The sequence below is a fragment of the Burkholderia sp. KCJ3K979 genome, assembly GCF_016759955.1.
GTDB lineage: Bacteria > Pseudomonadota > Gammaproteobacteria > Burkholderiales > Burkholderiaceae > Burkholderia > Burkholderia orbicola.
In genome coordinates, this window is sequence record NZ_JACFYV010000075.1 from 1 (window position 1) to 12,009 (window position 12,009).

General features: G+C 56.0%; 8 protein-coding genes. 3 read left to right on the forward strand and 5 right to left on the reverse strand.

Annotated elements, in window-relative coordinates; genetic code table 11:
• Positions 1 to 178 precede the first annotated feature (178 nt).
• The 4 genes from H3O04_RS17845 to H3O04_RS17860 form a co-directional block, all read right to left on the reverse strand.
• On the reverse strand, positions 179 to 991 hold the full coding sequence (locus tag H3O04_RS17845; RefSeq protein ID WP_006497479.1) for a mechanosensitive ion channel family protein: 813 nt from the start codon (positions 989 to 991) through the stop codon (positions 179 to 181).
• A gap of 197 nt (positions 992 to 1,188) precedes the next feature.
• Positions 1,189 to 2,613, reverse strand: a complete 1,425-nt coding sequence (locus H3O04_RS17850; protein WP_202588157.1) for a mannose-1-phosphate guanylyltransferase/mannose-6-phosphate isomerase — start codon at positions 2,611 to 2,613, stop codon at positions 1,189 to 1,191.
• A gap of 85 nt (positions 2,614 to 2,698) precedes the next feature.
• The gene (locus tag H3O04_RS17855) at positions 2,699 to 4,756 is read right to left on the reverse strand and encodes a capsular polysaccharide biosynthesis protein (protein WP_202588158.1); all 2,058 of its coding nucleotides are present in this window, start codon (positions 4,754 to 4,756) and stop codon (positions 2,699 to 2,701) included.
• Positions 4,757 to 5,878 (reverse strand): glycosyltransferase family 4 protein, encoded by a 1,122-nt coding sequence (locus H3O04_RS17860; protein WP_082409265.1) that lies wholly within the window; start codon positions 5,876 to 5,878, stop codon positions 4,757 to 4,759. It abuts the gene before it with no gap.
• A 162-nt stretch (positions 5,879 to 6,040) separates the two neighbouring features.
• Between H3O04_RS17860 and H3O04_RS17865 the strand changes: the two genes are divergently transcribed.
• The 3 genes from H3O04_RS17865 to H3O04_RS17875 all read left to right on the forward strand — a co-directional run bounded on the left by H3O04_RS17865 (position 6,041) and on the right by H3O04_RS17875 (position 10,062).
• Positions 6,041 to 7,213: a polysaccharide biosynthesis/export family protein gene (locus tag H3O04_RS17865; RefSeq protein WP_050780481.1), complete on the forward strand. Its 1,173-nt coding sequence runs from the start codon at positions 6,041 to 6,043 to the stop codon at positions 7,211 to 7,213.
• Between the two features lie 104 nt (positions 7,214 to 7,317).
• Positions 7,318 to 8,625 (forward strand): glycosyltransferase family 4 protein, encoded by a 1,308-nt coding sequence (locus H3O04_RS17870; RefSeq protein ID WP_175876467.1) that lies wholly within the window; start codon positions 7,318 to 7,320, stop codon positions 8,623 to 8,625.
• 60 nt (positions 8,626 to 8,685) lie between these two features.
• The gene (locus tag H3O04_RS17875) at positions 8,686 to 10,062 is read left to right on the forward strand and encodes a hypothetical protein (RefSeq protein ID WP_202588159.1); all 1,377 of its coding nucleotides are present in this window, start codon (positions 8,686 to 8,688) and stop codon (positions 10,060 to 10,062) included.
• A gap of 21 nt (positions 10,063 to 10,083) precedes the next feature.
• On the opposite strand, the gene H3O04_RS17880 is transcribed toward H3O04_RS17875, so the two are convergent.
• Positions 10,084 to 11,895 carry an FkbM family methyltransferase gene (locus H3O04_RS17880; RefSeq protein WP_237666337.1) on the reverse strand — a complete coding sequence of 604 codons (1,812 nt, stop codon included), beginning with the start codon at positions 11,893 to 11,895 and terminating at the stop codon, positions 10,084 to 10,086.
• Positions 11,896 to 12,009: the final 114 nt, after the last annotated feature.

Here is a 12,009-nt window from a genome sequence, read left to right on the forward strand (position 1 = left end):
GGAAGCAGTGCTTGCCGAGATCGACTCCGATCAGCGATACCGTGTCCATGATGGTCCTCCAGAAGGACAAAATCCTCACTCAGCGTAGTCCACTGAGTGAGGATCGGGCTGACCATCCTATTAAGCGTGGCGGCTGCCACGCTTTTTTTTCGTCCGCGCGGCTCGGCCGCCGCGTCCGTTACGCGTTGCGTTGCGAGACCGGGGTTTCCGGCGTCGGATAGCCGGCTTCGCGGAACGTATCGAGGATCACGCGATTGGTGTCGCAGTACACCTGCCAGTAGTTCTCCGGCTGAGTCGACGGGCGCACGAACAGCAGCGGGCCTTCCGGCGTGAACTGCAGCACGCCGACGTCCGGTGCCGGCACTTTCAGCACGTTCGGCACCAGCTGGATCTGCGTCTTCAGGCGGTTGATCGCATCGGCCGCGTCGACGCTGTGCGCGATCTTCGCGGTCAGGTCGACGCGACGATGCGGCGTCGCGCTGTAGTTCGCGATGTTGTCCGAGAAGATCTTGTTGTTGCCGACGATCGTCACGATGTTGTCGGCGGTGATGATCGTCGTGCCGAACAGGCCGAGCTCCTTCACCGTGCCCGTGACGCCGCCCGCGCTGATCACGTCGCCGATCTTGAACGGGCGCAGCACCTGCATGAACACGCCGGCGGCGAAATGCGCGAGCAGGCCGCCCCAGGCCGTGCCGATCGCGAGGCCGAGGCCGGCGAGCAACGCGGCGAACGAGGTGGTCTGCACGCCGAAGATCTGCAGGATCGCGAGGATCAGCAGGATCGTCAGCAGCACGCCGACGACGGAGGTCAGGTAGTCGGTGAGCGTCGGGTCGACCTTGCCGCTGCGGCGAACGACCTTGCCGAGCAGGCGGGTTCCGATGCGGATCGCCCAGCGGCCGACGAACCACAAGACGATCGCGGCGAGGAGGTTGAGGCCGAAGTCGAGGCCGCGGGTCATCAGGAATTGCTGGGCGGTGGCGAGATCGATCATGCGTTCTCCGAAGTCAAGGGTAAAGGGGCGGCGCATGCACCGGAATGGGAGGCGCTTTTATAACCTGACCTGGGAGGGGCGGGCAACCGGGCTGACATTGGTTGACGTAATGAAAAACGGGCAGGACGCCTGCGTGCTGCCCGTCTGGCGCATCGGATCGACGCCGGTTGCGGCGCGCGACCCCGAAGTTGCGGTGTTTACTTCGCTGCGCGTCCGTAGGTGTCCTCGAAGCGGACGATGTCGTCCTCGCCGAGGTACGCGCCCGACTGGACCTCGATCAGTTCGAGCGGGATCTTGCCGGGGTTCGTCAAACGGTGGGTCGCGCCGAGCGGGATGTAGGTCGACTGGTTCTCGGTCAGCATGATCTCCTTGTCGCCGTTCGTGACCATCGCCGTGCCCTTCACGACGATCCAGTGTTCGGCGCGATGGTGGTGCATCTGCAGGCTCAGCTGTGCGCCCGGGTTCACGATGATGCGCTTGACCTGGAAGCGATCGCCCTGGTCGATGCCTTCGTACGAGCCCCATGGGCGCACGACGCGGCGGTGCGTGACCGATTCGTGGCGGCCGGACGCGTTCAGCCATTCGACGATTTTCTTGACGTCCTGGGCTTTGTCGCGATGCGCGACGAGCACGGCGTCGGCGGTTTCCACGATCACGATGTTGTCGAGGCCGAGGGCGGCGACCATCCGGTGTTCGGCGCGGATGTACGAGTTCTTTACCGAGTTGGTGAAGATGTCGCCGATCAGCGCGTTGCCTTGTTCGTCAGCTTCTGCAATGTCAGCAAGCGCGCTCCACGATCCGATGTCGTTCCAGCCGAGGTCCGCTGCCGCGACGACTGCGGCGCGCTCGGTCTTCTCCATCACCGCGTAGTCGATCGAGACGTTCGGGCAGGCGGCGAACACGTCTGCGTCGAGGCGGACGAAGTCGTTGTCGCGCTTGGCGGATTCGAGCGCGAGTTCTGCCTGGCGGGCGATTTCCGGTGCATGGCGATGCAGTTCCTCCATGTACGTGGACGCCTTCAGCATGAACATGCCGCTGTTCCAGTAGTAGTTGCCGTCGCTGAGGAAGCGTTCGGCCGTCGGTGCGTCGGGTTTTTCGACGAACGCGTCGACCTGAAAAGCCGAAATGCCGTCGGCCACGGGCAATCCGCGACGGATATAGCCATAACCGGTATGTGGTTCGGCCGGTTTGATGCCGAAGGTGACGAGATGCCCCTGCTTGGCAATCGATGCTGCTTCTGCGGTTGTTGCTACAAAGGCAGCTTCGTTTTGGATGACATGATCGGACGGCAGCACTAGAAGCAGTGCATCAGGATTGCTCTGTTGTGCCAATAGAGCGGCGATTGCTATCGCCGGTGCTGTGTTACGAGCGATCGGCTCAAGCACGATCGAAGATGGCACGACGCCGATCTGTCGAAGTTGTTCCGCGACCAAGAAGCGTTGCTCATTGTTCGTGACGACGATCGGGTTAATAGCGTCCGGTATATTGCGCAGGCGTAGCGCTGTTTGCTGCACGAGCGTACTGTCACCCGTGAGTTTCAGGTACTGTTTGGGATAGCCGCCGCGTGACATCGGCCAGAGCCGAGTGCCGCTACCACCGCATAGGATGACCGGATAAATCATAGGATGCCTCGAGTTGAATTACCTCTGATATCAGTTTTCGACCGACATAGAGGAAAGGGTGAAATGCGATATCGTTGAAAGCCCTTTACGTCTGCCTGCGCCACCTCGGTTGGGAGTTGTCGGTTGGGCGGTGTCGACAGTGCCATAACGCATGCCAAAGCACATTACGGCTCCATCGTGCGGCTTTGACGAAAAAGCGCTTGTGGTCCTTGCGGATTTCGCCAAGAGGGCGATTGGCGATCTGCGATAACCGCAGAACGACCGCCTCGGGGCTGGTGAATAGTGCGAGATCCCAGTCCCAATAGATTGGATACCGGATCAATACGCCGGCTGTCAGCATGTCGAGCGTCAGCGTTCGGGCTCTCCAGGGCTGGGGTAGCGCATCGTGGGTGAGCCCCCAGCCAGCATAGAACGGCAGTCCATAGGTGTACACTTCTTTACCACGTAACAATGCTTCAAAGCCTGTCAATGAAGACAGCGTATGGACTTCGTCTACTGCGGCGATGAGCGATACGAGGTCTGCTCGGTCATCGACGATGTCAGCGAGTTTCGCGCCATCGATGACACCGGGTCTATTTCCGGACATCACGTCAGGATGCGGCTTATACACGATGAACGCGTCGGGATAGCGCGAACGCACCTCCTTAAGCAAGGCTTCGGCTGTTGCGATACTCCCGGTTCCCAGCCGGATAGAAGCGTCATCCGCAACCTGGCCAGCAACCAATGCAATGCGTCTTCCCGACGGGGCGCGCCAGACGGGCGCTCGCCTGCCAAGATTGTATTTGGTCAGCCCGAATCGCACGATAGCGTGGCGCAACGCTGCTGCGCGCTCGAGTTCCCGTTCATCAAACTGCGCCGTATTGAGTATCGTGGTCAAGTCACTTGGACGGGTGGCGTCGAAGTAGATTCCCTGAAAATCGAGTACCTGGCTATACGGTGCTGACATGTCCGAGCCGAGACCCGCCGAATGCAGAAAGCCGTCCTCTATACGAACCACGCGCGTGCCGGTGGGCAAACCGACTGCGGTGCGGCCACCCCAAACGGCTGCGGTCTCGTTAGAGCCAACGTCTCCGGTTTTTCCAACCCAACGGAGGTTGCTGCCCCCAGCACGCAGGTAAGGAGTGGCATAGGAGCGTTTCCACCACTGAAAGCGCAAAGCGGCGATCGCCGTCAAGTCGAAGAAGCGAGTAGCGACCGAGTGCTGCAGGGCGACACTATCCAGCGTCGCGTCCAGCGAACCCGGCTGACCGGTGGTCGAATCGAGGTAACGAGCAAGCTGTTGAAACACTACGTTGAAGAACGTGTTGCGCGTAGGGCGCGCCGTGCGTTCGGGCATCAGCGCATAGTCTTGAGTGAGACCCCAGCCCGAATAGTAAGGAGTTCCAAAGACATGAGTTGGAATGCCTGCCAACAGAGCGGCCATTCCTTCCGAGGCGCCGACGACATACACTGCATCTATTCGATCGAGCATTTCGTATAGTGAGTGGTCGACTTCGAGTAAGGCCGTATCCGGGGGCAGTGTCGTCTGGCTTGACAGCCAAGTGCCTTGGCCGGAGTCTGCCGACCTCAGTAGCCAGAATTGTGCGTCAGGATGCGAACGGCGTGCATTGGCCACCATTTCAGTGAAGGCCGCTCTTCGAGAGACGCGCGACGTGCAGTAGTCAATGTGAGTAGTTGTGCGCTCGTCCAGCAAAACGACTCGCGAGGTGGCACATGAATCGTGCCATTGTTTCGGCAATGGGCTGACGCGATGACGGATATGGAGAGCATCCGTTTCGAGAACGCGGGCGATGGCATCCTCTATATGTTCCTTTGGCGTGGCATCTGAGGAGCGCACAAGTTGCGACTCCAGTGCGGCAACGAATCCGCCGCGAGAGATGCAATCATCAGGACACACGAACCACGAAAGTGGCGGTGCATGTTGCTTGCGGTGCCCAAGTATCGGTCCGGGATAGGTCGCTTGCATTGCGGCTCCGACGACGAGTGCCGAACGAGCCGCAATGCGACCCACCAACGTGTCTACCCAGATCAGCGGCGACCTACCGGTCATCCATCCGATCAGTCGTCTGCCGCGAACGACCGAACGCACGTTGAATTCGCGATCGGCCGCCGACGTGAAGTAGGAGTGTGACGGGGGCATCATTTAACGTAGCGAATCGAGAAAGCTATCAACTTGCTCGAAATGTTCGCTCCATGTTGGCGTGCGGAAGCTAGCGATTTTTTGAATCCGATGGCGACGCTCAGGGCTGTCATATTCCATATAGGCCCGGATATTGGCATACCAGCCGGGACCATCTAGCGGATCAAGATACGTGGGGAAATCCGACGCAATCTCGTGGAACACCGGGAGGTCACTCGCGATTACTGGTACACCGAGGCCCAAAGCTTCCACAAGCGGCATGCCGTAACCTTCGACGAAAGAAGGGAACAACAACGCGCGCGCGTGCTGCAGCCACGCGTTGAGTTGTATATCACTGCAGTCCGATTCTTCGATGACCACTCGACGCAGCGGCTCACAGCGCTCGAGCATATCTATAACGTTTTCGCATTCCCAGCCACGTCGACCGATAATGACAAGCTTGGGTGCGTCGTTACCCATCTGTTCAACAAGACGCCGCCAGACATGAAGGATGAACCAGTGATTCTTGCGAGGTTCGATCGTGCCCAACATAACGAAATACGGCTCGTCGATGGGGGCCGGAGATGACGAGCACTCTACTGTACCCGGCGCCAGGCGCGCGACCACAGTAGGTGGAGGTTTTGTTATGCCCGCTTTTACTGCCTCTGCTAAAAGACTCTCCAGGGTGGCATCGGAGTTCGCGATCAGTCCAGCAGCACGTCGCAGCGCGGTATCGATTCTATGACGATGCAATGTATCGACGCCAGGGCGACAAAATTCGGCGTGAGTTACAGGAATCAAATCGTGAATCAAGAAGACCGGGCGAATATTTCGACGCGCCAGAGCGTCATAGTAACGGCCGTGCTCCATCCCGTTGTGACTGGTATGTAGCAATATGCCGCCGTTCGTTGCCTGTCTCGAGACGCTCTGCATGCATGCTCGCGCCACAATTTTGCGTATCGCCCAGCGGTCGATTTTTGAGGAGAGTAGTAGGTCGAAGGTCGCGCGCGTATCGGCGGCGGACAAGATGGAACAGAAGCCCTGCTCACTTAGCACCGCGCGCGCGTTTGTTCCGTATCGCTGGATGTAAGCGAGCCCGACGCGATCGACTCCGGTAGGGCGCAGTCCATCGTACAACCGCGTCATCAGGCGGGAGACATCAAGGAAGATATTCAACACTGCTGTTACATTTGTGTGCTAGTCAATCGAGACGCGTACGCACTTCGAGCGTGGTTTTTTTGCTTCTGCGCTTCATTCTAATGGACTACGTGAGACAATTTGCGCCGAACTCAATCACGTGTGTCAAAAATGCTGCATTTGTTTCGAGGTATCGGTGGGCGATTGCTCTGCTGCGGCGTCGTATGGCTTGCAGGCTGTTCTGCAATTCCGACGTCGGGCCCAAGTAGAGCTCAGATCGATGGTGCAGGGCAGGCCCGGAATAACGCTTCCGGCATCCAGATCGTCGATGTAACGGATGAAGTTGCACGCCAGTTGTATGCAGATCGCAAGCAAACTGACTTTTTTTCGACGCTTGGCGGAGGGGCGGAATTCCAGCAGCAACTCGGGACTGGCGATACCGTTTCCGTGTCGATTTGGGAGGCGCCGCCTGCGGCTTTGTTTGGTGCGGGCCAGCAGCTTGAGTCGGCCAGCGGCGTGAATGGCGCGCGTGTTACGGTCCTGCCGGATCAGATGATCGACGCTGATGGCAATATAAATGTGCCCTTTATCGGCGCGGTCAAGGCCGCCGGTAGTACGTCCTCGCAATTGCAGGAGCGTATCGCCGCAAGGCTGCGCGGCATGGCTCACAACCCGCAAGTTCTTGTCAAGTTGTCCAAGAATGTGACGTCGTATGTGACCATCGTCGGCGATGTCGCCGCCAGCAACAGGATGCAACTGACCGCGCGTGGTGAGCGCCTACTTGACGCGCTGGCGACGGCAGGCGGCGTGCGCGAGTCGATCAATAAAGTGACAATACAAGTTACGCGGGGTAACACCGTCGTTTCGCAGCCGCTGGAAGCGATCATCCGGGATCCTCGCCAAAATGTCGTGTTGCGAGCCGGCGATGTCGTGACAGCGTTATATCAGCCATACAGCTTTACGGCGCTTGGAGCTACCGGCAAGAATCAAGAGGTTAACTTCGAAGCGCAGGGGATCACACTGGCGCAAGCGTTGGCGAGGGCCGGGGGATTGGAGGACTCGCGTTCCGATGCACAGGGCGTATTTATTTTCCGACTGGAAGATCAGAATGCGATTACATGGCCCAATTCACCTGTCCGAACTACGGCTGACGGCAAAGTTCCGGTTATTTATCGAGTGAATTTGCGCGATCCGAATGCATTCTTCGTCGCGCAGAGTTTCATGATGGATAATAAGGACTTGCTCTATGTCTCGAACGCACCGGTTACTGAAATTCAAAAGGTGCTGAATCTTGTATTTTCGGTCGCCTATCCGGTCGTGACCGGCGTCCAGAATTTCAAATAGTTGTGTACGTCCATCGCACTGGATGTCGGCCGTCACCTATTGTGCGGTCGAGCGGCCCATGCGCTGGCCATCTGATCAAGATATCTATGTTGTGACCCGTTTCAATGAATAAAGTTGTTGCTATCGACGGACACAATCTTGCGCTCCAACGCGGAACGGGCGTTGCCACCTACGCTCGCAATCTCGCGAATCACGTGAGTCAGATGGGGGGGCGTACCCAGACACTATATGGTGCCCCAATTTCGCCGAAGCTGCTTCCGTTGCTGCGTGAGATATCGTTCTTCGACTATCTTGGTGGAACAACGCCGAATCGCAAGTTGCTCCAGACTACCGTGTCTTACGTGAAGTCGACACTGTCGGCTCCGTTCGGCTATGAAGCCAGCCCCATATCAATCTCGGGGAAGGTGGAAACTGCCCGTTTTGCGGAGCGGTTACCGAGAGAATCCGATATTTGGAATGTGACAGATCTCTTTTCTGTCGCGCGTGCGCATTTCCGGCGCTATGGAAAATTCCTCACGATTCGTCTTCCACAAAAGCCGGACGTGATGCATTGGACCTACCCACTTCCTATTCGCATAGAGGGTGTACCTAACGTCTACACGATTCACGACCTCGTACCGCTGCGATTGCCGTATACCACTCTCGACAACAAGCGCTATTACTACCGATTGATCAAGTCTTGCCTTGAAACGAGCGCCCACATCTGTACGGTGTCGGAGCGTTCCAAGGCGGATATTATTGAATTGTTCGGTACGTCGCCGCAACACGTCAGCAACACCTATCAGGCTGTTGATACAAGCGACGTGGCCGCTGGCAAGAGTCTGTATGATGCGGAGCTTGAGGTCGAGGGGGTTTTTGGACTGGAGCCTCGGAGTTATTTCTTGTTCTTCGGTGCAATTGAGCCGAAGAAGAATGTTGGGCGTCTGGTCGAGGCATTTCTCTCTGCTCGATTGAACACGCAGTTGGTTATTGTCGGTTCGCTCGCATGGAAGGCAGATGAGGAAATGAAACTCATTAACGCAATGCTGAAGCAGCGGCCAGACCTGAGGCGTCGAATTCATGTATTCGACTACACGCCGCGCTCATTCCTGATCAGTCTTATTCGCGCGGCCAAGGCTGTGGTGTTTCCGTCGCTATACGAGGGATTTGGCCTGCCAATTCTCGAGGCCATGCAGCTTGGTACCCCTACGTTATGCTCGACGGGCGGTTCGCTGCCGGAAATCGCTGGAGATGCCAGCGTAATTGTCGATCCGTACGACGTGAACTCGATTGCTCATGGCTTGCGGCAACTCGAACAGGACGCTGAGTTGCGAGCTCAACTTGCGGTACGTGGAGTCGCACGTGCTCAAATGTTCGATTCAGCGGCTTATGCCGACCGCCTGCAGGCAATGTATAACCGTATATTGCCTTGATGTTCATATCGACCCGGGCGCACGGTCGTTTCGAAATATTTCGATAGAGGCAAGATATCAATGATGTTGTTGAGGCGAGCTGCAAAGTTGTTCGGTGGTAATCGATCGGATGAGTCGAATGGGATCGCAACCACCACGGCGCCGGCATCGGCTGCCGAGACAATTTGCTCATTATCGGCGGCTGAGCAGGAGATCAAGTCTGTCGTGGGTGCCTTCAAAGGCGGTCGGCTCGTCTCGTCAGGTGCCGCGGGTTGGTTGACCTACGGACCGTATTTGACCTTGGACAAGGGACGATATCGTGTCGATATTGACGGCGAGGGCACGATTGCCGATGGCGGCATATGTCTTGTCGAGGTGACCGTCGATCTTGGAAAGCACGTAGTGGCTCAAATGGAAGCGAGCACGTCAAGCCGAGGGTTGGTTCGGAACCTGATTTTCACTCTCGACGTGCCTTGTCAAGATCTCGAAATTCGCACGCATGTTGACGCACACTCGACGGTGGTCATTGACCGGGTTAGCGTGACAAAGCTCGTTTCTACGGAAGCTAATAGTCAGCGTTGCAAGCGAGTAATTTTTGATAATGAGGAGACGATTGCCGAGCTAACATCTGTTGGTTCGGATACGATTATTGTTACGTTTCAGCCATTTGACTATGTTGGCTTCGAGAGGCCGGGATTTGGAGAGGATTATTTCTCATCCTTGGGTTTGGATGTACTGTGCTTTAAGCCGAAGCGTAATATTTGGTATCAGGACATCACCACCGGTATGATTGAGCATTACTGTCGCCCTTTGCTCAAAGGGTATAGTCGACGTATTTCGTATGGATCGAGTATGGGTGCATATGCTGCGTTGTATTTCGCTCAAGCATTCGATGTGGATAAAGTCATTGCAATTAGTCCGCAATACTCGCCAAGGCCGGCAGATACGTCATTCGAAGATCGATGGGATGACGTGCGTCACCGTATGGGCTACTCCCATAGATGGCGTGAACCAGTCAGGCAACACGCGTATTTCATTTATGATTCGAGGATGGCCTCTGATCGGCGCCATGTAGAGTGCCTGAAATTTGTGTTTCCGAATCACGACGATATTGCATTGCCTTTCTCTGGGCACCCCAGTGCAACTGCACTATTCGAATGTCGTCGACTCAGCACGTTGATTCGCGATCTAATCGAAGATGTGCCGATTTCGGTGCGCCAGCTGCGCGCGGATATTCGAAACGGATCTCAACACTACGCTCGGTCGCTGCTCTTGGCCAGTGCTGAACGACACGGATCATGGACGATAGGCTTGTTCCGGCATTTCGTACATGTGCATCGTTTTGATAAGCGCTGGATTCAGTCAATTAGTTCCCAGCTTAATGCAAAACTCATTGCCGTAGGACGGCAATGGGAAGCCTCGGAACTCGAGGCGACGACGATGGAAGCGGATCTTTAAGCGTCAGGCACATACCGACGTTTATTCGAATAGCCGCAATGACGAGGCTGGATGGTCGAAGCAGAGCTCAAGGTGAGTCACGCCTCCACATGCTCGTTCTTCCGCTTCGTAACGTTCGAGCAATTGTGATAAATCCGCCATGGTTTCGTATTGGCCGTCCGCGCCGATGAGACGGCAGTGGTAACCGAGTTCGGCGAATACTTGCCAGTAGGCATCGGGTGAAGTGTTCGAGACGTCAGCTTGATAGGCGGGGGAGTACTCCGACAAGACGACCGGTTTAAATCGATCGAGTAATCTTTGCGCACCTCGCATGACGGGAAGTTCATTGCCGCCTACCGCGACCTTTACGAGATCGCAGCGCGTCAGATCGCAGAGTGCAGCGTCAGCTTGTATTGCGGAAACAAGATCGAGTTGTGAGTAGTCAATCAAATGACCCGGTATCGCGCCGACTGGCTTTACGACACAGTTGGTCGATGCCAAGTTGTGAACGATTGCCAGCGTATCGAATCGCTCGTACAACGCGACGTTGTGTACCTCGATATTGGAGAGATTGTTGATGGCTGACGCGTGCAACAGTGCGGAGATCGCCTTGGCACTCGGGTCAAAGGCGATGACTCTTCCGCTCGGCCCAACGCGTCGTGCCGCGAGCAAACTGAAGAAACCGATGTTGGCGCCGACGTCGATGACCACGTGACCGTTATGCAGCAATCTTTCGAACAAGGGAATAAATCGTGGTCGAAAAAGCCCTCCATCCTGAAGATAGCGGGCTGCAAAGTGTCCCTCCGGAATGGCTAGCGTGAAGTCGCACGCACGCACGAAGGTGTGCCGGCGAGTGCGTGAAGCCGCTTCGGTCTGAAAGCGTTCGAGCACATAGCGAAGCTGCGGTGCGAACCGATCTGCTGTAGTGAGCAAATGGAGATTTCCGGCATCATCTTCCGCTACATCGCTTGGTTGTAGATCCGCCGGTGCAATCGTCGGCCATTTCGAGCAAAGTGCCAAGTTGCTCTCTTCGAATTTTGATTGCAGTCTCTCTTGATCGTGGCGCGACAAACTGAGCTTGTTTGTCGCGCCGAAGTCCTTGAGATACGTGGCAACCGATTCGAGTGTGCTACCCGATAAGCGAGCCGCATTCAGAAGTGCAATCGATTCAACGTCAATAGACTGGTTGATACGTTCGAGTCCAATTTCTTCAATCTGAATGTCGAATTTGTTCGTTAGATATGCGAGTGTATCGCGATTCCGTTTATAAGGAATCGGTTTAATGGAATCCCGGCCGAAACTATTTGCCCATCGATCAAGTAAAAGGTCGAAATTAAAATACTGCTCGTCTTCAGCGAGATCATGGATCATCGACTCGTTGATTTCGATCCCGTCGCAGGCGAGTGTTGATATTCTGGAAATCAGTACATCGATCTGAGGTCGAATAAAGCAAACGACCTCGATTTCGTCAAAGTGCCGATAGAGCATGTCGGCGAGTCGAGCTGTTTCATTTGTATTGCGATACAAACTGCTGAAATACTCACAACTGACGATAAAGTATCGGCAGTTGCGGGATAGTGCCGCATCGACATCGCTCTGTAGATCGCTTTCAATCGACGCGCAAAGCGCCGCGTACTGTTGTGAGTCTTGGACGCCGAATGAGGCAAGTCGGTCGTCCGTCATCACATTTAGTGGGTCCCTCCCATAGAGCGACAGTTTGCGATGAGCATATTCGCCTAGCACTCGCGAGTACCATACACCTTGGGTGGCGAGGCGGTCTCGTTGATGTGCAAGCGTGAGCTGCAGTGAAGAGCTTCCCGTCTTCTCGGTGCCAATGTGGAGAATCAGCTTCATAGAAATAGAGCGGTGTGATCGCAATTCGTGTCCTGCGGTAGACACCGGTGGTAGCAAAACGGCACAACATGCGCCGGTTCGCGAGGATATTGTCTTCCGGACGTGGAGGATCTT